The sequence below is a fragment of the Pseudomonas sp. I2 genome, from assembly GCF_040984075.1.
GTDB lineage: Bacteria > Pseudomonadota > Gammaproteobacteria > Pseudomonadales > Pseudomonadaceae > Aquipseudomonas > Aquipseudomonas guariconensis_B.
In genome coordinates this window covers 24178-43669 of sequence record NZ_JBCGFQ010000027.1, presented here as the reverse complement: position 1 = coordinate 43669, position 19492 = coordinate 24178, and the positions used below count along the sequence as shown (strand labels likewise).

The window sequence follows — 19492 nt, the reverse complement described above, 5'->3', positions numbered from 1 at the left end:
CGAGACGGGCCCGTCGATGAGATTGCGTGCAAGGTTCGTGGGTGAAGCGTTTCAGCGTGTGGCGAGGAGGATATAGGGGAAGTTGTAAGAAAAAAAGACAAAATGTCGCAGGGGATTGTTGTCGCTGGGGTAACAGTCGGGCGCGTCGGGGGCTGCTTCGCAGCCTATCCGGCAAGCTGCGCACACAGGGACCGCGCCGTTCTTGAGGTCGGCGCCGGACCTGAGAGCCGGCTTGCCGGCGAATGGGGCGCACAGCGCCCCCTTGCGATCAGAAGGACGTACGCAACCCCACCTGGACGCTACGCCCCGGCGCCGGGGCGATATCCCGCAGGATCGAGCTGGCGTAGCGCACGGTCTGGTCGGTCAGGTTCTCGCCCCGCACGAACGCCAGCCACTGGCTCTGGCCGATGTCGAAGCGATAACCGAGGCTGGCACCGAGGGTGGTGTAGCCATCGGTGCTGGTCTCGTTCGACGGCTTGCGGTGCTGGGAGGCGGCATGCTGGACGTCGACGCGCGCCTGCCAGCGATCGCGCTCCCAGAGCAGGGCACTGTTCAGGCGCAACGGCGCGATGCGCGGCAGCGGCTCGCCGCTGTCGAGGTTCTTGGCCCGGGTGTAATCGCCAGACAGCTCCAGGGCGAAGCTGCCATAGCGGTTCTCGGCCAGTTGCCAGCGGTCCTGGGCCTCGATGCCGTAGAAGCGAGCGCGCACGCCCTGGTACAGGTACTCGGGAATGTCGCCGTGCTCATGTTCGTGGTCATGGTCGTGATCGTCGTCATGGTCATGATCGTGATCGTGACCTTCGCGCAGGTTGCCGCTGCCGATCAGGCCGATGTAGTTGCGAAAGTGGCTGTAGAACACTCCGACGCTGCCCTTGTGGGTGCCATTGTCGAAGCGCAGTGCCAGGTCGCCGGAGATGGCCTTTTCCTTGTTCAGGCCTGGGTCGCCCACTTCGTAGGCGCCGGTGGCCACGTGTGCGCCGTTGGCGTACAGCTCATAGAAGGTCGGTGCGCGTTCGGTGTAGGCGAGGCTGGCGGCCAGCGACCAGACCGGGTCGAACTGGTACACCGCGCCGGACGACAGGCTGGCGGCGGTGAAACTGCTGGCGTCGTCGGCGCCGATGAAGTGCTCGTTGCCCTTGGCGTCCGGGTCGACCCGGGTGTGTTCCAGGCGCGCACCCAGGCTCAGGTTCAGGCGTTCGCTGGCCTGCCACTGTTCGAGCATGAACAGCGCCAGGCTGTCGGTGTCGGTGTGCGGGACGAAGGCTTCCTCACCCAGGGCGGAGAACTCGTTGCGGCTGACCTGGGCGCCGATCACGCCCTCGACCGGGCCGAGTGGCTGGTGGCGCGCTTCGATGCGGGCTTCGTAGCCCTTGTTCTTGAAGGTGGTATGCACTTCGCCGCTTTCGATCTCGCGGTGTTCGTAGTCGGTGTAGCCGGCATCGACCTTGACCGAGCTGAACGGGCCTTGCAGGTCGCGCAGCTCCGAGGCGAAGCCGTAGTGGTCCTGCTGCATGTCCAGGCGTACGCCGGGCTCGGCCACCGAGCCATAGTTGCTGTCGTAGCGGCTGTAGGACAGGCCGGCATAGCCGTGGTCCCAGTGGTAGGCCCCCCCGAGCGCACCGCCGTCCTGGCGTCCGTCGCTGTTCTCCAGGCGGTGGCGGCTGCCCGGTTCGTCGGCATCGCGGACCTTGGAGCTGCGGGCGTAGCCTGGGATGCGCAGGTCGTTGAACTGGCGGCTGTTGGCATCCAGGTGCAGGGCGAAGGCGCCGTTGCCGGCTTCCAGCTTGCCGGCGCTGCTGCGGGTGGTGTCGGCGCCGCCATAGCGCAGTTCGCCGGCACCGTGGATGCCGTCGATGGGCGAGTCGGGAATGCGGTTGTCGAAGGTATTGACCACGCCACCGATGGCATTGCCGCCGTAGAGCAGGGCGGCCGGGCCCCGGACGATTTCGATGCGCTCGACATTGACCGGGTCCAGGGGCACGGCATGGTCATAGGACAGGGACGAGGCGTCCAGGGCGCCCACGCCGTTGTGCAGGATGCGGATACGGTCGCCGTCCAGGCCACGGATCACCGGGCGGCTGGCGCCGGGCCCGAACCAGGTGGAGGCGACACCGGGTTGTTTGTTGAGGGTTTCGCCGAGGCTGCCCTGCTGCTGTTGCAGCAGGTCGTCGCCTTCGAGGACGGTGCTCGGCGTGGCCAGTTGGCGGCTGCCCAGCGGGTTGGCGGTGATCACCTGGGGTTCCAGTTCCACCGCCTGGCTGGGCGTCGAGGCCAGCCAGAGCGCGACGGCGAGTGGGGAGAGACGCAAGGGCATGTGAAGCATGGGGCTGTGACGTTCCTTGGCAGAATAGTTGTGCTGTTACAATATAACATCACTATTTCAGCACAAGGGTATGGCCTCTGGCCAGGGGTTTTGTGTCGTCGATGCCGGCCCCTTCGCGGGCAAGCCGCGCCCAGGGTCTTGGGCGAACCGCATCATCATGGGGGGATCGACTCGAACCCTGTGGGCGCCGGCTTGCCGGCGATGGACCGCAAAATGGCAACCGGCAGCTGCCGGCCCCATCTGCCTGGAACCGCTCCGCCAGCCCCACCGGCCGCTAGACTCGTGTAAGGTGCGCATCTTTTCACCGCTGGAGCACTGGCATGAGCACGGCCCAACACAACGCACTGCACGGCAAGACGCTGGAGCAGATCCTCACCGAGCTGGTGGCCCACTACCAGTGGCAGGGCCTGGCCGAGCGCATCGACATCCGCTGTTTCAAGAGCAACCCGAGCATCAAGTCGAGCCTGACCTTCCTGCGCAAGACACCCTGGGCCCGAGAGCGGGTCGAGCAGCTCTACGTGAAGCTGCAGCGGGCCGGCTGAATGCCGCGTCATCCCTGGCTGGTCCTGGCCGCGCTGCTTGGCTGGAGCGGCCTGGCGATACAGGTCTGGCTGGTGCTGCTGGCGCGTTGGCAGGAGCAGGCCAGCCTGGTCGGCGGCCTGATCAATGTGTTCGGCTATTTCACGGTATTGACCAATACCCTGGTGGCCACGGTGCTGAGCTACCGGGCCTTTGGCAGGGCGTCGCGGGCGAGGGGGATCTTTCTTTCACCCATGGTGAGTTCGGGGATTGCCACGAGCATCGTCCTGGTCGCCGTGGCCTACAACCTGTTGCTGCGGCACCTCTGGCAGCCGCAGGGGTGGCAATGGCTGGCGGATGCACTGCTGCACGACGTGATGCCGTTGGTGTTCGTCCTGTACTGGTGGCTCGAGGTACCCAAGGGCAGTCTGCGGCTCTGGCACTTGCCGGCCTGGAGCCTGTACCCGGCGCTGTACTTCGCCTTTGCCCTGTGGCGTGGGCACGAGATCGGGGTGTATGCCTATCCGTTCATCGATGTGGCCAGCCTGGGGTACGGGCAGGTGATGCTCAATGCCCTGGGGGTACTGGTGGGGTTCTGGGGCATCGGCCTGGTGCTGCTGGGGGTGGATCGTTGGCGGGGCAGGCGGTTGCCGGGGATGGCGCAGTCGCGGTGAATCGCTGGGGCCCCATTCGTGGGCAACTCCCACAGGGGCCGAGTCGACCACAAATGATGCGCTTTGCAGGGGCCCTCTAGGGGAGGGCTTGCCGGCGATGGGGCGCGAAGCGGCCCCAAACGGCATCGGGGCTGCAAACCTCATTCGTCGTCAGCGCTACCGTCCACACGCCAGTAGGCCGCAGCCTTCAAGGCATCCTCGGGCACACCTTTCTCCAGCAGCAACGCCTTGGCCTGGCGGGTCAGGGTTCTTTCCAGGGCGATCCAGCCGTACAGCCGGCCCGCTGGCAGTGCCAGGTGTCGCACCCGGTCGAGCAGGTCTTCCTCGTGGCGACGCACCCAGATCACTTCCACCTGGGCCTTGCTCGGTAGTGGCTGGCGTTCCTGTTCATCCTCGACCTGGATCACCGCCAGTACCTGGCGGCCGGTCGGCAGTTCCTCCAGGCGCCGGGCGATGGCGGGAATGGCGGTCTCGTCGCCGACCAGCAGGTAGCTATCGAAGATGTCCGGCACCACCATCGAGGCGCGCGGGCCGGCGATGTCCAGGGTCTGGCCTGGCGTGGCCTGGGCCGCCCAGGTGGAGGCGGGGCCGTCGCCATGCAGGACGAAGTCGATGTCCAGCTCGTTGGCCTGCAGGTCGATACGCCGTGGCGTGTATTCGCGCATGGTCGGGCGAGCGCCGCCGTCGCGGCCCAGGTCGCGGGCATCGATGGCTTGTTGCTGCTCGGGCGTGAGGGCGAACAACAGCTTGATGTGGTCGTCGCTGCCGAGGCTGGTGAAGCCGGCGAGCTCAGGGCCGCCGAGGGTGATGCGGCGCATGCGCGGGGTCAGCTCGGTGACCCGCAGTACCTGCAGGCGGCGTTGCTTGATCGTGTGGTTGACGCGGTGGATGGTGTCGCTCATGGGGTGTTCTCCTGAACGGAATCGGCCGGCCCGGAGGCGATGGCCTTGGCAGTGTCGTTGAGCAGCGTGCGCACCCGCTCGATCTCTTCGGGCGACCAGCGTCCGCTGTGCATGTGCAGCGCGTGGCGCAGGTTGCCGACGGCTTCGTGGATTTGTGGGGGGCGGTCATGGCCACGCAAGGCGCGCTTGCTCACCTCAATACGCATGCGCACGCCGTCCAGCGCCACAGCCTGGGCGAGCAGGGCGTCGCGGCCGCTGTCGGTGATGGCGTAGAGACGTTTGCTGCCCTGCACCTGGCCGCTGATGAGTTCGGCCTCCTCGAGGAAATTGAGGGTCGGGTAGATCACCCCTGGGCTGGGGCTGTAGCTACCATCGAAGAGGCTTTCGATCTGGCGGATCAGGTCGTAGCCGTGGCCGGGTTGTTCGGCGAGCATCGACAGCAGCAGGAGCTTGAGATCGCCCGGGGCGAACACTCGAGGGCCGCGCTCGCCGCGACCAGGGCGGCGTTCGAATGGGTCATGGTCACGCATGCAAGGCTCCGTCTTTGACGATATATCGCTAGATATTACTCAAGATATATCTTTAGACAAGCCGTGAATGATGATGATTATCATCTGGATATTCGATGCATTTCCCAGGGCTCGGGTAATGCCCATTCAAGGGGCCGCGTGCGCGACCTCCGGCGCCTTGCATTGGGTGGCGCTGCCCGGTTCCAGGTACGGCATGAGGATCGGCGCCATGCCCTTGAGCACCTGCACCGGCAGGGCCGAGGTGAACTTGAACGCTTCGGCCGCGCGCCCTGGGACGAAGGCGGTGAGGGTGCCGAAGTGGTTGTCGCCGAGGAAGAACACGAAGGTGGCAGTACGGTTGAGCGAGCGCGAAGCGATCAGCCGGCCGCCGGCGCCGAAGCTTTCGATGCGGTTGTCGCCGGTGCCGGTCTTGCCGCCCATCACCAGCGAGGTGCCGTCGTGCAGCTTGAAGCTGCCGGAGATGCGCCGCGCGGTACCGGCATCGACCACCTGCGACAGGGCGCCCTTCAGGGCCCGGGCGACTTCCACCGGGAGGATCCGCTGGCCACGGTCCGGGTCGCTGATCAGCTTGGTCTCGTAGGGTGTATCGGCGGCGAAGTGCAGGGTGTCGATGCGCAGGGTAGGCAGGCGCACGCCATCGTTCTGGATGATGCCGACCAGCTCGGACAACGCCGCGGGGCGGTCGCCGGAGCTGCCGATGGCCGTGGCCAGGGACGGCACCAGGTGGTCGAACGGATAGCCCACGCGCTTCCAGCGCTGGTGGATATCCAGGAAGGCCTCGATCTCGACCATGGTGCGGATGCGGCTGTCGCGGGCCCCCTGGTGGCGGCTCTTGAACAACCAGCTGTAGACCTCCTGGCGCTCGAAGCGGCTGGCGTTGATGGTCTCGGTGAGCGAGGCGCCGGGGTTCTTCAGCAGGTAGCCGAGCAGCCATAGGTCCAGCGGGTGGACCTTGGCGATGTAGCCCTGGTCGGGCAGGTCGTACTTGCCGGGGCCATAGGCATCGTACATCTGCGACAGGCGCCCGTCGGTGAGCTTGGCCAGGGCTTGCTTGTCCTTCTGGCTATGGGCGCGGACGAAGGCGTTGAAGGTTTCCTGGCCGGCCTCGGGAAACAGGTAGCGGTGCACCGCGGCCAGGCGCTGCGGGGTGACGCGCATGCTGTCGAGGAAGGTGTCCAGGCGCTGCTGGGAGGTCTTGCGCTGGTACTTGCGCCAGAAGCGCATCAGGTAGCTGGTGCCTTCGCGATCGGCGAAGCGGGCCAGGTACTCCTGGCGGCGCGGGTCGGCATCGTCCTTGAGCAGCGGCTCGCGGTTGTAGGGCTGCTGGTAGGTGACGTAGCGGACCAGGTCGCGCATCAGGCGGATGAACGGCAGGTTGATCGACTCGCGCAGGGCCACCTTGAGGGTCGGGTTGCGGCTGTTGTCTTCCTTGCGGAAGTTGTTGAACACATGCATGCCGCCGCCGGTGAAGAAGGCTTCGCCGGTGTTGGCCGAATACTTGCGCTCCAGGGCGGCATCGAGCATGGCGTCGAGGTTCTGGTCCTTGCTGTTCTGCATCAGCCAGTCCAGCGACCAGCGGGTGATGCGGTCAAGGGCTGCCACCTCGACCTGCTTCAGCTCGGCCACCGGCTTGCCGGCGTACTTGTCGTGCAGTTCGGCGATGATTTCCAGGTAGGTGGTCAGGACCCGCAGCTTGGCCGTCGAACCGAGCTCCAGCTTGCTGCCTTCGTTGATGTCGAACGGCTGGTCGGTGCTGTCGGTCTGCACCCGTACCCGCGAGCCGTCGGCCGTACGCTCGAACAGGGTGAAGCTGTAGCGCACCTGATCGGTGGTCTTGGGCGTGAGCAGGCGCTCGCCGATCAGCCCGATCTGGGCGGCGAACTCGGGGTCGGAGAGGTTCCTCAGGTACTGGCTGACCTGCATCTGCAGGTCGGCCTGCAGGGTACTGGTGGCTGACAGGTCCAGGCGATCGAGGTCGTACAGCGGGCGATTGAGCATGGCCGCCAGGCGGTTGCGGGCCAGGCTGATGCCCTTGTTGGTGATGATCGGCACGATGGTCGGCTGGGCCACCCAGTCACGGTACACCGCCTTGCTGGCCAGTGCCGCATCGGCCAGCGCCTGGTCGATCACGCCATTGGCGCTCAACACGCGGATGTGCGCATCGGTGAGCCGCGCCAGGTCTACCCGGCCCTTGGTCAGGTAGTGGGATGGCCGGCGCTGGGCAATCATCAGCGACAGCACCTGACGCAGGGCCAGGCCGCGCTCGGCCATGCTCTGGGCATCCGTGGCGGTGGAGGCCAGGGCCCGGTTGACCTGGGCGAAGTCGGCGCCATACCAGACCCGCAACCCTTCGGCCATGCCATGCACTTCGCCATGGCCGGGCACGGCCGACAGCGGCACGCTGTTGAGGTAGTCGCGCACGATGCGTTGGCGCGCCACCGTGGTATCCGGCCCGCCCTGGTAGGCGCGTACGCTGGCGGAAATCATCTGGCGGATCTTCTCGGCGCCGGAAACGGTCAGCCCGTCGGGCGAGTGGCGGTATTTCTCCAGCTGGGTGGCCAGGGTGCTGCCGCCAGCGGACTGGCCGGGCAAGGCCAGGTACTTGGCCACCTGGCTGTACGCCGCCTTGGCGAAGCGCGGCCAGTCCACGGCTGGGTTGTTGCGTGGATCGTTCGGGTCGAGCAGTTCGCGGTTCTCGATGAACAGCAGGCTGTTGACGATCACCGGCGGGATCGAGGCGAAGTCCGGGTACAGGTGTTGTGGGTATTTGTATTGATAGAGGGTGTCGCCGCGGCAGTCGGTGATCGACAGGCCGGTCTGGATCTTCTCCACGTAGGGCGCGAACAGGCCGTGCTCGACATAGTTCATCAGCGCCGGCGAAAAACGCACCTGTTCGCTGATCAGATAGTCACGCTTGAGCAGGCGTGGCAGGAACTCGCCCAGCGAACTGTAGCCCAGGCGTTTGTCGAACGGGCCGTCGCCTGGGTAGATGATGGCATCGCTGGGGCCCGGCTCCAGGGAGTAGGTGAGGGTGCTGGCCAGGCGGCTGAACTCCCGCGACTGCAGCTTCGAAGTCTGCACTTCGTCATAGACGGCGAAGCCGATGGCGATGATCGCCAGCAGCAGGACCAGGACGATCAGCCTCCACCACAGGCGGCGTTGGCGTGGGGTCTTTGGCAATGGGGCTTCAGCCAGATGTGTTTCGGGTGCTTCCATTCTGGTTGGTTCCGATTGCCACAGTGCGCCCATAGTCTTCAATCCGGCCGGGTATTTTCGTCTTGCTTGTCTGAAGCTTAGACGTTGGCCGGATTTGGTGAAAAATTTGTAAGAAGCGTCGAAAACCGAGGTGGGAATATGCGGCTTTGGTGCTGCTTCCATTCTTCGGCAATGTTGCTATGGTAGCCGCCCCGATCCGTGGAGAGGGGCTGGAAGGGCTTGAATGCCCTCCGCAAAAGGCTTTTTGACCGAGAATTCTCGCCAAATTTCCTTGTTTATATAGTGAAAAGCCCTACCGGCGGATTCCTATACTGCTCGACCCCTTCGCCCTGCCGGCTGCCTTGCGCAGCGGTGGACGGGCTGGCCCACAAGGCTCGCCCGGCAAGACGACACCCGGCCCATCGGCAGGGTCGGCTCTGCACGAAGGTCATATCCAATAACAAAATGAGGTTGTATTGCTATGCCAGTCGGCAACCACCCTGCCCATGGTGAGACCGCCCAGGGCGGCCCACTCAAGCGAGAACTGGGCGAACGGCACATCCGTCTGATGGCGCTGGGCGCCTGTATCGGTGTCGGCCTGTTCCTCGGTTCGGCCAAGGCCATCGAAATGGCCGGCCCCGCGATCATGCTTTCCTACATCATTGGCGGCCTGGCGATCCTGGTGATCATGCGCGCCCTCGGCGAGATGGCCGTGCACAACCCGGTCGCCGGTTCCTTCAGCCGCTACGCCCAGGATTACCTCGGCCCGCTGGCGGGCTTCCTCACCGGCTGGAACTACTGGTTCCTGTGGCTGGTCACCTGCGTCGCGGAAATCACCGCCGTGGCCATCTACATGGGCATCTGGTTCCCTGACGTACCGCGCTGGATCTGGGCCCTGGCGGCCCTGGGCAGCATGGGGGCGATCAACCTGATCGCGGTCAAGGCGTTCGGCGAGTTCGAGTTCTGGTTCGCCCTGATCAAGATCGTCACCATCATCGCCATGGTCCTGGGTGGCATCGGCATCATCGCCTTCGGTTTCGGCAACGACGGCGTGGCCGTAGGCATTTCCAACCTGTGGAGCAATGGCGGCTTCATGCCCAACGGCGTGACCGGCGTGCTGATGTCGCTGCAGATGGTGATGTTCGCTTACCTGGGCGTGGAAATGATCGGCCTGACCGCCGGTGAAGCGCGCAACCCACAGAAGACCATTCCCCAGGCCATCGGCTCGGTGTTCTGGCGCATCCTGCTGTTCTATGTCGGCGCGCTGTTCGTGATCCTGTCGATCTACCCGTGGAACGAGATCGGCAGCCAGGGCAGCCCGTTCGTGATGACCTTCGAGCGCCTGGGGATCAAGACCGCTGCCGGCATCATCAACTTCGTGGTGATCACCGCCGCGCTGTCGTCCTGCAACGGCGGTATCTTCAGCACTGGGCGCATGCTCTATAGCCTGGCGCAGAACGGCCAGGCACCGTCCATCTTCGCCCGCACCTCGAACAACGGCGTACCGCGCAATGCCCTGCTGCTGTCGATCGGTGCGCTGTTGCTGGGCGTGCTGGCCAACTACCTGGTCCCGGAGAAGGTGTTCGTCTGGGTGACCTCGATCGCCACCTTCGGTGCGATCTGGACCTGGGTGATGATCCTGCTGGCCCAGCTCAAGTTCCGTGCCGGGCTTTCCACTGCCGAGCGCCAGGGCCTGAAGTACCGCATGTGGCTGTGGCCACTGAGTTCCTACCTGGCGCTGGCCTTCCTGGTGCTGGTGGTGGGGCTGATGGCGTACTTCGAGGACACCCGCGTGGCGCTGTACATCGGCCCGGCGTTCCTGGTGCTGTTGACGGTGCTGTACCACGTGTTCCGCCTGGCGCCCAAGGGCCAAGCGCAAGGGGTGGCGAACACCGCCTCCTGACCCAGTGGGCCTGGGGCTGCAAAGCAGCCCCAGGCCACGATGAATGCTTCAGGCCGCCACCTCGCTGTGCGGCTCGAAGCTGTCGGCCCGGGCCAGTTGCCACATGCGTGAGTAGAACTGGCCATTGACCTCGCCGGTGAGCAATTCACCGGGCTTGAGGAACACGTGCATCTGCGAGAACAGCTTGATCTCGGTGGCGCTGATGCGTCGCACCAGGTGCTTGGCCTCCAGCTGCGACGGATGCTCAAGGCCCGCCGCGGCGAGCATCTCGGCCAGGGCGCGCAGGGTGTTGTGGTGGAAGTTGAGCACCCGCTGGGCCTTGTCGGGGACCACCAGCGCACGCTGGCGCAAGGCATCCTGGGTCGCCACGCCGGTCGGGCACTTGTTGGTGTGGCAGCTCTGCGACTGGATGCAGCCGATGGCGAACATGAAGCCGCGTGCCGAGTTGGCCCAGTCGGCACCGATGGCCAGCACGCTGGCGATGTCGAAGGCGCTGACGATCTTGCCGCTGGCACCGAGCTTGATCTTGTCGCGCAGGTTCAGGCCGACCAGGGTGTTGTGCACGAACAGCAAGCCTTCGCGCAGCGGCACGCCGATATGGTCGGTGAACTCCACAGGGGCCGCACCGGTGCCACCCTCCTTGCCGTCGACGACGATGAAGTCCGGCAGGATGCCGGTTTCCAGCATGGCCTTGGCGATGCCCATGAACTCCCAGGGGTGGCCCAGGCAGAACTTGAAACCCACTGGCTTGCCGCCGGACAACTCGCGCAGGCGGGCGATGAACTGCATCATCTCGATCGGCGTGGAGAACGCGGTGTGGCGTGACGGCGAGATGCAGTCCTCGCCCATGAGGATGCCGCGGGTCTCGGCGATTTCCTTGGTCACCTTGTGCTTGGGCAGGATGCCGCCATGGCCGGGCTTGGCGCCTTGGCTCATCTTGATCTCGATCATCCGTACCTGCGGGCTGCGCGCCTGTTCGGCGAAGCGCTCGGGGTCGAAGCGCCCGTCTGGCGTGCGGCAGCCGAAGTAGCCGCTGCCCAGCTCCCAGACCAGGTCGCCGCCGTGTTCGCGGTGGTACGGGCTGATGCTGCCTTCGCCGGTGTCATGGGCGAAATTGCCGAGCTTGGCCCCCTGGTTCAACGCACGGATGGCATTGGCACTGAGCGAGCCGAAGCTCATGGCCGAGATGTTGAAGATCGACGCCGAGTAGGGCTGGCTGCACTGCGGGCCGCCGACCTCCACGCGAAAGCTCGCCGGGTCGGCCAGTGGCGCCGGGCGCATGGAGTGGCCGATGAACTCGAAGCCAGACTCATAGACATCGATGAGGGTACCGAACGGTTTGTCCGAGGCTTCGTTCTTGGCCCGTGCGTAGACCAGCGAGCGCTGTGCCCGGGAGAAGGGCAGGGCGTCGCTGTCGGCTTCCAGCAGGTACTGGCGGATTTCCGGGCGGATGCCTTCGACCAGGTAGCGGATATTGCCGAGGATCGGGTAGTTGCGCCGTACCGCGTGGCGTTGCTGCAGCAGGTCGAACAGGCCGATCAGGCTGAGCACGGCGGTGGCCAGGGTGAATGGCCACAGCCACTCGTGGTGGAGGAACGGCAGGCTGGCCAGGGTGAACAACACGCAGGCAGCGAAGAAGGCATAGCGACTGAGAAGTGACAGGCTCATACGGGGTCCTTGCGAATGGCTCGGTCAGGCTCAGGGCCTGGGCAAACCCCGACCATAGCCCGGTTGGACGGCGCTTTGCCAGCGTGCAGGGGAGGAGAAAAATGAAAATTCGGGTATCGAAAATCATTCTCGATAAATTATGTTATAAAGTATCGATTCAAACCTGAGGTGATTCACCATGAAACCCGATATTCATCCCGCCTACCGTCCTGTGCTGTTCCATGACACCGCTGCCGATGTGTATTTCCTGATCGGCTCCACCGTGGAGACTGACCGTACCCAGGTGCACAGTGATGGCCAGACCTATCCCTATGTGGCCCTGGATGTGTCCAGCGCCTCGCATCCGGTCTACACCGGCCAACAGCGCAAGGCTACCGTCGAAGGGCGGGTGGCTGGGTTCAACAAGCGCTTCGCCGGGTTTGCCGGCAAGGTCAGGTGATACGGTTGCGCTGCTTCATTCGCAGTTAAGGGGCCTGATTGCCATTTGGGGCCGCTTCGCGCCCCATCGCCGGCACCTTCGCCCCCGGCAGCAAGGTTCCGAGCAGGTTCAACGGGTCGCACGCACTGACCATCACCAAGGCGCCGTCCATGCCCCGGCGCCTGACCTGGCGCAACAGCCCGACCGCCTCCGGCAGGGCGAACTGCTCGCCGGCCAGCCCGGCGATGAAGCGCCCACCGCGAATCTCCCCTCGCGCCTCCAGTCGGTGATAGCAGCGCAGCAGGTCGCGCCAGGGCGGCAGGACATCGCTTTCCCGTTCCAGCAGGCGCCAACAGATCACCCCGTAGCGCCGCAGCAAGGTACGGGCGATGTGTTCCAGGCGCTGCTCGGTGTCCGCAGTGCCGCCCCCACGCCGGAGCAGCGCCCAGCGTCCGGCATGGGCCATGCTGCTGGACAGCGGCGGATGGCCACGGCGGCTGTTGCGCGACGTGCGCTTCGCCGCCGGCAGGATCAGGCTGCGCAGGCCGCTGAAACTGTCGGCCCCGACCAACCCCGAACCCACCAGTTCCTGCAGCGCCGTTTCCAGTTCGCTGGGCAGCAGATGGGCCTCGTGGGCCAGTTCGTCGAAGAACAGCGCACCCTGCTCCTGAAGAGCCTGGTGCACCCGTTGCGCACGCGGCGCCAATTGCTCGGGGTCGGGGGTGTTGGCCAGGCTGCGCCACAGCCCGAGGTGTTCGCGGGGCAGCAGCACCAGGGGCGTGCTGGACAGCGTACTGGTGGACACCGTGGCGGCCAGCCGGCTCCAGGCCCATTGACCGCTGCGGCAGGCATCGTCCAGCCAGTACCGGCTGTAGTCCTCGATCCGCGCCGGCAGCAGCTCCGCCTCCCAGGCCCCCGCGGCGCAGGGAAAACCCTGCAACTGGCCGAGCGCCTCGGCCACCGCCTGCGGGCCGCGCAGCCGCGTCCCGGTGGCCAGGTGCTGCCAGTCGAACAGAAAGCGCATGAAGTCCTGCAGGCTGACCGGTTCGATCTCCCGGCGCAGGCGTTTGATCGTGTAGCGGTGGATGCGCGCCAGCAGGTGCCTTTCGCACCATTGCTGCGCTTGCTGGCCGGGGCTGAAGTGACCACGCAGCACATAGCCTTCGCCCTCCAGGCGAGCCAGCGCCTGCTCGATGTCCAGGCTCGGCTGGCCCAGGGGCGCGGCGATCTGCGTCACCGTCAACGGGCCGAAAGCGCTGAGCCGGGCACGCAGCAGTTCGGTCAGCGCGGTATCGGCGTCGATCGGTTGGTCGAAGCCGGGCAGCAGCCCCAGGGGTGGTTCGAGACGGCCCAGGGGATACAGGGCCGTCAGCAGGTCGAGGCGTTCGCGGGCCAGCCACAGGGCCTGCCCTGCATCCTGCAGCAGGCAGGCGCGATCGGCCTTCGCCAATTGATCGAGCAAGCTCTCCCAGCCAGCATTGGCCTGTGCTTCCGCCCGGCTGATCGCACCCAGGCTCATCAGCGCTTCGTGCATCTCGTCGGTGCTGGCCGGTTGCGGCCAGGCTTCGTCCCTTACGGCGGCGATGGCCTCGGGATCCAGCGCGCCCAGGTCGTCGCTGCTGCTTGTCTCGTTCCAGCGTCGGTTGAGCACGGCCTGGGTGCGGCGCTCCTCCAGCGGGGCGTCGTCGAGGAAGGTATACGGCCGTGCATTGAGGATGGCCGAGGCCAGTGGCGAAGGGGCGGGCAGGTCGCGGCTGAGCAGGCGCACCTCGCCGTTTTCCATGCGCCGCAGCAGGGCCAGCCAGCCTTCGCAATCCATGGCGTCGTGCAGGCAGTCGTCGAGGGTCTGCGCCACCAACGGATGGTCGGGGATCTGCCGCTCGCCGACGATGTTCTCGAGGCAAGCGATCTGGTCGGGGAACACCGCGGCGACCAGGTCCTCGCTTTTCATTCGTTGGATCTGCGGCGCCACTTTGCGTCCGCCGACATAGCGCGGCAAGGCCAGGGCCACGGCTGCGTTCCAGCGCCAGCGCACCCCGAACAGCGGGGCGTCGAGCAGGGCCTGGACCAGGATCGGCTCGGCGCTGCGGCTCGCCAGGTAGCGCCAGACCTCGTCCAGCTCGAAGCTGTGGCTGGTGGACAGCGACAGCACGATGGCGTCCTCGCTGGCCGCGGCCTGCAGTTCGAAATTGAAGGTCCGGCAAAAACGCTTGCGCAGGGCCAGCCCCCAGGCACGATTGATACGGCTGCCATAGGGCGAGTGGATGACCAGCTGGGTGCCGCCGGACTCATCGAAGAAGCGCTCCATCACCAGGGTCTGCTGGGAGGGCAGGGCACCGAGGACCTGGTGGGTACGGCCTAGGTAGTCGAGCAACTGGCTGGCGCTGTCCGGGGCCAGTGCGTAGTTTTCCTGCAGCCATGCCAGCACCGTGGCGATGTCGCCGGCGCTGCGCTGCAACTGTTCATCGAGCCGTGCCTGCAGGCGGGCGACCGCGGCGGACAGCTCGTCACTGCGCCCGGGAGCTTCGCCCAGCCAGAACGGGATGGTCGGCGGCAGGCCATGGGCGTCCTCGACCCGTACCCGCCCGGGCTCGACCCGCAGGATGCGGTAGGAGGCATTGCCCAGCTGAAAGATGTCACCGGCGATGCTCTCGACCGCGAAGTCTTCGTTGACGCTGCCGATGTTCAGCGCCTGCGGCTCGAGCAGCACGGCATAGTCGGCGGTCTCGGGGATGGTGCCGCCGCAGGTCAACGCGGTCAGTTGGCTACCCCGGCGCCCGCGCAGGGAGCCGCTGACGGCATCGCGGTGCAGGTAGGCGCTGCGTACGCCCTGGCGGCCATTGAAGCCTTCGGCGAGCATGCGCAGCACGGCCTGGTAGTGTGCTTCGTCCAACTGCGCGTAGGGCGTGGCCTGGCGCAGGCAGTGGTACAGCGCCTGCTCCGCCCAGGGCTGGTTGCTCACCTCGGCGACGATCTGCTGGGCGAGCACGTCCAGCGGGGCCCGGGGGACATGCAGCTCGTCCAGTTCACCACGGCGCACGCAGTCGAGCAGGGCCACGCATTCGATGAGGTCGTCCCGCGAGGTCGGAAACAGCCGTCCCTTGGGCACGCCGTCGATCTGGTGCCCGGAGCGGCCGACGCGTTGCAGGAAGGCCGCGATCGAGCCGGGCGAGGCGATCTGGCACACCAGTTCGACGTCACCGATGTCGATACCCAGTTCCAGCGAGGCGGTGGCCACCAGGACCTGCAGCTCACCACCCTTGAGGCGTTGTTCGGCGGCCAGGCGATATTCCTTGGCCAGGCTGCCGTGGTGCGCCGCCACCGCCTGCGTGCCCAGGCGCTCGCCCAGGTGACGGGTCAGGCGTTCGGCCAGGCGCCGGGTGTTGACGAACACCAGCGTGGTGCGGTGCTCGCGGGCCAGGGCGGCGATGCGGTCGTAGACCAGGTCCCAGACATCCGTGGCCATGACCGCGCCCAAGGGTACGGGCGGGACTTCGATGGCCAGGTCGCGGCGGCGGGCGTGGCCGATGTCGACGATGGCGCAGGGGCGCTCGTGCCCCACCAGGAAGTGTGCGACGCGCTCCACCGGTCGTTGCGTGGCAGACAGCCCGATACGCCGCAAGGGCCTGGCGCACAGCGCCTGCAGGCGTTCCAGGGTCAACGCCAGGTGGCAGCCGCGCTTGTTGCCGGCCAGAGCATGGATCTCGTCGACGATCACCGTGTGCACGTTGGCCAGGCCTTCGCGCCCGGACGCCGAGCCGAGCAGTACATAGAGCGACTCGGGGGTGGTCACCAGGATGTGCGGCGCCAGCTTGCGCATGGCGGCACGCTCCTTCTGCGGGGTGTCGCCGGTGCGCAGCGCGGTGGTGATGCGCGGCGCTTCGAGGCCCTGGGCTTGCAGGGCCTGGCTGATGCCTTCGAGGGGAGCCTGCAGGTTCAGGCGGATATCGTTGGACAGCGCCTTGAGCGGCGAAACGTACACCACCTGGGTTTGGGCGGGCAGGGGGCCGGCGTGCGCCAGGCCCTGGCGGAGCAGTTCGTCGAGGACGGCGAGGAAGGCGCTCAGGGTCTTGCCCGAGCCGGTCGGCGCGGCGAGCAGCATCGATTGGCCGGCATGGATCAGCGGCCAGGCGCGGGCCTGGGCGTCGGTCACGGTGGCGAACTGCTGGCCGAACCAGGCGCCGACGGCGGGGTGGAACAGTTCGAGCACCGGGTGGTGCAGGGCGGGGAGGTTCATGTGTCGTTTATGGCGGGCCTGGGACAGGTTGGCAAGGGGCCGTTCGTCCGCTGAAAGGGCTGCAACGCAGCCCCGATGTCGCTTGACTGGGCCTTGCCCGCGAAGCGGATGGCACGAGGCTTGTCAGCCAGGCCACCCCATGTGATCCTTCCGCGCCTTCAGCCCGCCCAAGAGCCCAGCCCATGAGCAAGATCATTCGCATCGCCGCCGCCCTGCTGATCGACCCCCAGGGGCGTACCTTGCTGGTGCGCAAGCGTGGCACCCAAGCCTTCATGCAGCCGGGTGGCAAGATCGATGCCGAGGAGTCGCCCGCAGCGGCCCTGGTGCGCGAGCTGCATGAAGAACTGGGGTTGCGGATCGACCCGCAGCAGGCCGTCTACCTGGGCAGCTTCAGCGCCCCGGCGGCCAACGAGCCGGGTTTCGAGGTGCAGGCCGAGTTGTTCCGGGTCGACAGTGCCGAGGCCGTGGCCCCGGCGGCGGAGATCGAGGAGGCGGTGTGGCTGGCCGCCGACGAAGTGCCGGCCCAGCCCCTGGCGCCGCTGACCCGTGACCTGATCCTGCCGCTCTACCGCAAGGCCCTCAACGCACCGCGCTGACCCCGTCGAGGGTGGCGAAGGACGTATCCTTGGCCGTCAGCAGGAAGTCGCGCATGTACGGCGCATCGAGCATGTCGGTGCGTACTGCCGCGTAGAGCGTGGCGAACAGGCCCTTCTCGCCCAGGCGCTTGCCCTTCACGTAGCCCCGTGAGCTGTATTCGTGCAGCGCCCAGTGGGGCATGCCGCACACGCCACGGCCGCTGGCCACCAGTTGCATCATCATCACCGTCAGCTCCGAGGTACGCACCGCGGCCGGCTCGATGTCGGCCGGCTCCAGGAAGCGGGTGAAGATATCCAGGCGGTCGCGCTCCACCGGATAGGTGATCAGGGTCTGGTCGGCCAGGTCCTGGGGCACGATATAGGGCTTGCTGGCCAAGGGGTGCTGGTTGGCCACGGCGAGCATGGCCTCGTAGGTGAACAGCGGTACATAGGTGATGCCGGCCAGGTCCAGCGGGTCGGAGGTCACCACCAGGTCGAGGTCGCCCCGGGCCAGGGCCGGCAACGGTGCGAAGGCGAAGCCCGAGGCCAGGTCCAGTTCCACCTCTGGCCAGGCGTCGCGGAACTGGTCGATGGTCGGCATCAGCCACTGGAAGCAGCTGTGGCACTCGATAGCCATGTGCAGGCGCCCGGCGGTGCCACCGGCCAAGCGGGCGATGTCGCGTTCGGCGCTGCGCAGCAGCGGCAGGGTGGCATCGGCCAGTTGCAGCAGGCGCAGGCCGGCGCTGGTGAAGCGGATCGGCTTGGTCTTGCGCACGAACAGCGGCAACCCCAGGCGTTCTTCCAGTTCCTTGAACTGGTGCGACAGTGCCGACTGGGTCAGGTGCAGGCGTTCGGCGGCCTCCACCAGGCTGTCGGCCTCGCGCAGGGCATGAAGGGTTTTCAGGTGGCGGATTTCCAGCACTGCAGCACTCCGGGGAAACACTTGGTAAAAAATACAGGGTGTTGAGTTTCCCTCATGTTGCAGATGCTGTCGACTGGCAACGCCCGCTGACCGCTCGGCGCCATTCATCAAACTGTCACGCAACTGTGGCAGCGCGCCCGCATGAATTTCATCAGACTCGCGCTCTACTGGGGATTTGCATTCTGGTGTTTCTTTTCATGCGGGTTTTACTGGTTTTCTTCTTCTTGCTGTGTAGCGTGCCGGCCAGCTTCGCCGTTCAGCGCTGCGACGCCCAGGTGCCGGTGCAACGGGCCGAGCTGGGCGAACTGAGCCTGGTGTACCAGAGCGTCGGTGCACCGTCGGACCCTGCCTTGCTGCTGGTCATGGGCCTGGGCGGACAATTGATCCACTGGCCCGACGACGTGGTCGAGGCCCTGTGTCGCCAGGGCTTTCGGGTGATTCGCTACGACAATCGGGATGTCGGCCTGTCGCGCTGGAACCAACTGCCGGCCTCGGCCAACTTGACGGTCGAGCTGTTGCGCTACCGCCTGGGGCTGCCAGTGGCTGCGCCCTATACGCTGACCGACATGGCCGGGGACGGTTTGCGCCTGATGGATGCACTCGGGGTCGAGCGGTTCCATGTGCTGGGGGTGAGCATGGGCGGGATGATCGCCCAGCACCTGGCGGCCATGGCGCCCGGGCGTGTGCGCAGCCTGACCCTGGTCATGTCCAGCTCGGGCGCCGAGGGCCTGCCGGCGCCCAGCCCTGCGTTGGTGCAACTGTTGGCGCGCCGCGATGCGCCGAACCGGGCGCTGGCCATCGAGCACCAGGCCGACCTGCTGGCGGCCTTGGGCAGCCCCGAGGTCGCCGATGACCGTGCGGCCCTGCTGCACCAGGCGGCGATGGCCTACGACCGGGCCTTCAACCCGGAAGGGGTGAAGCGCCAGATCATGGCGATCCTCGCCGAGCCGAGCCGGGTGGCGCTGCTCAACCAGTTGCGCGTACCCACGCTGGTGGTGCATGGCACGGCCGACCCGCTGTTGCCGGTGATGCATGGGGTGCACCTGGCTGCGCATATCCGGGGGAGCCAGCTGCGGCTGATCCCGGGTTTGGCCCATCGCTTCCAGGAGCCGTTCAAGGCGCCGTTGCTGGGGGCGGTGCTGCCTTACCTGAAGGCGCATCGTGAAGACCTGACCCACCTTGCCAGGCTTTGACGCTGCACCGTCTCGAGGCCGGTCAGTTAAGCGGCGGGTTGTCATTTTCGGGGCTGCCGGCGATGGGGCCGGTACAGACGCGACCAGTCTCAGTGAAAGCGCATCCACAGTGTCACCAGCACGGTCGCCGCCACCAGCCAGGCCAGCGTGGCCAGGGCCAGCGAGGTCTCCAGGCGCATCCGGTCGACCAACAGGTACAGCGCCGCCAGGTAGACGAAATAGGGAATGATCGACCACATGCCGAACAGGATGGTGGTCTTCAGGTCCGCCAGCGGTCGCCCCTTGCCCACGATGTAGTGGGCGATCAGGGCAAAGGTCGGGAACAACGGCACCAGGCCTGCGATGTAGTAGTTGCGGGTCTTGGAGAGGATGGCCAGGAGCACCACCACGGCGGCACCCAGGCCGGCTTTCAGTACGAGGTCCACGTCGGTTT

The 19492-nt window shown here is 66.2% G+C and carries 13 protein-coding genes and 1 pseudogene; 6 read left to right on the top strand and 8 right to left on the bottom strand.

All coding sequences use genetic code 11. The features are described 5' to 3' along the window. Positions 1-268: 268 nt before the first annotated feature. On the bottom strand, positions 269-2323 hold the full coding sequence (locus WCE05_RS15365) for a TonB-dependent receptor (protein WP_368816140.1): 2055 nt from the start codon (positions 2321-2323) through the stop codon (positions 269-271). Positions 2324-2643: 320 nt separating this feature from the next. Between WCE05_RS15365 and WCE05_RS15360 the strand changes: the two genes are divergently transcribed. Next, positions 2644-2865: a VF530 family DNA-binding protein gene (locus tag WCE05_RS15360; protein ID WP_225788098.1), complete on the top strand. Its 222-nt coding sequence runs from the start codon at positions 2644-2646 to the stop codon at positions 2863-2865. Next, on the top strand, positions 2866-3516 hold the full coding sequence (locus WCE05_RS15355) for a Pr6Pr family membrane protein (RefSeq protein WP_225788099.1): 651 nt from the start codon (positions 2866-2868) through the stop codon (positions 3514-3516). Between the two features lie 140 nt (positions 3517-3656). On the opposite strand, the gene WCE05_RS15350 is transcribed toward WCE05_RS15355, so the two are convergent. The 3 genes from WCE05_RS15350 to WCE05_RS15340 all read right to left on the bottom strand — a co-directional run bounded on the left by WCE05_RS15350 (position 3657) and on the right by WCE05_RS15340 (position 8197). Then, on the bottom strand, positions 3657-4418 hold the full coding sequence (locus tag WCE05_RS15350; protein ID WP_225788100.1) for a siderophore-interacting protein: 762 nt from the start codon (positions 4416-4418) through the stop codon (positions 3657-3659). Next, a complete protein-coding gene (locus WCE05_RS15345; protein ID WP_225788101.1) occupies positions 4415-4948 on the bottom strand; it encodes a PadR family transcriptional regulator in 534 nt (177 codons plus the stop codon). The genes WCE05_RS15350 and WCE05_RS15345 overlap by 4 nt, the downstream gene beginning before the upstream one ends. A 126-nt stretch (positions 4949-5074) precedes the next feature. Beyond that, complete coding sequence (locus WCE05_RS15340; RefSeq protein WP_368816139.1) at positions 5075-8197, bottom strand: transglycosylase domain-containing protein; 3123 nt, start codon at positions 8195-8197, stop codon at positions 5075-5077. A gap of 427 nt (positions 8198-8624) precedes the next feature. Between WCE05_RS15340 and WCE05_RS15335 the strand changes: the two genes are divergently transcribed. Next, positions 8625-10046 (top strand): amino acid permease, encoded by a 1422-nt coding sequence (locus tag WCE05_RS15335; protein ID WP_253168353.1) that lies wholly within the window; start codon positions 8625-8627, stop codon positions 10044-10046. A gap of 48 nt (positions 10047-10094) precedes the next feature. On the opposite strand, the gene WCE05_RS15330 is transcribed toward WCE05_RS15335, so the two are convergent. Continuing rightward, a complete protein-coding gene (locus tag WCE05_RS15330; RefSeq protein ID WP_253168352.1) occupies positions 10095-11714 on the bottom strand; it encodes an FMN-binding glutamate synthase family protein in 1620 nt (539 codons plus the stop codon). 178 nt (positions 11715-11892) lie between these two features. Here WCE05_RS15330 and WCE05_RS15325 point away from each other — a divergent pair, with 178 nt between their 5' ends. Further along, on the top strand, positions 11893-12153 hold the full coding sequence (locus tag WCE05_RS15325) for a type B 50S ribosomal protein L31 (RefSeq protein WP_225788105.1): 261 nt from the start codon (positions 11893-11895) through the stop codon (positions 12151-12153). Between the two features lie 64 nt (positions 12154-12217). On the opposite strand, the pseudogene WCE05_RS15320 reads toward WCE05_RS15325, so the two are convergent. Next, positions 12218-16369: pseudogene (locus tag WCE05_RS15320) on the bottom strand (DEAD/DEAH box helicase); the annotation flags it as partial. Positions 16370-16551: 182 nt separating this feature from the next. Here WCE05_RS15320 and WCE05_RS15315 point away from each other — a divergent pair. After that, the gene (locus WCE05_RS15315; RefSeq protein ID WP_225788107.1) at positions 16552-16965 is read left to right on the top strand and encodes an NUDIX domain-containing protein; all 414 of its coding nucleotides are present in this window, start codon (positions 16552-16554) and stop codon (positions 16963-16965) included. On the opposite strand, the gene metR is transcribed toward WCE05_RS15315, so the two are convergent. Next, a complete protein-coding gene (metR, locus tag WCE05_RS15310; RefSeq protein ID WP_225788108.1) occupies positions 16949-17866 on the bottom strand; it encodes a transcriptional regulator MetR in 918 nt (305 codons plus the stop codon). The genes WCE05_RS15315 and metR overlap by 17 nt on opposite strands. Positions 17867-18063: 197 nt before the next feature. Here metR and WCE05_RS15305 point away from each other — a divergent pair, with 197 nt between their 5' ends. Next, a complete protein-coding gene (locus WCE05_RS15305; protein WP_225788109.1) occupies positions 18064-19059 on the top strand; it encodes an alpha/beta fold hydrolase in 996 nt (331 codons plus the stop codon). An 89-nt stretch (positions 19060-19148) separates the two neighbouring features. Here the strand turns inward: WCE05_RS15305 and WCE05_RS15300 are convergent, their stop codons facing one another. Continuing rightward, a complete protein-coding gene (locus WCE05_RS15300; protein WP_225788110.1) occupies positions 19149-19484 on the bottom strand; it encodes a GlpM family protein in 336 nt (111 codons plus the stop codon). Between the last annotated feature and the right edge of the window lie 8 nt (positions 19485-19492).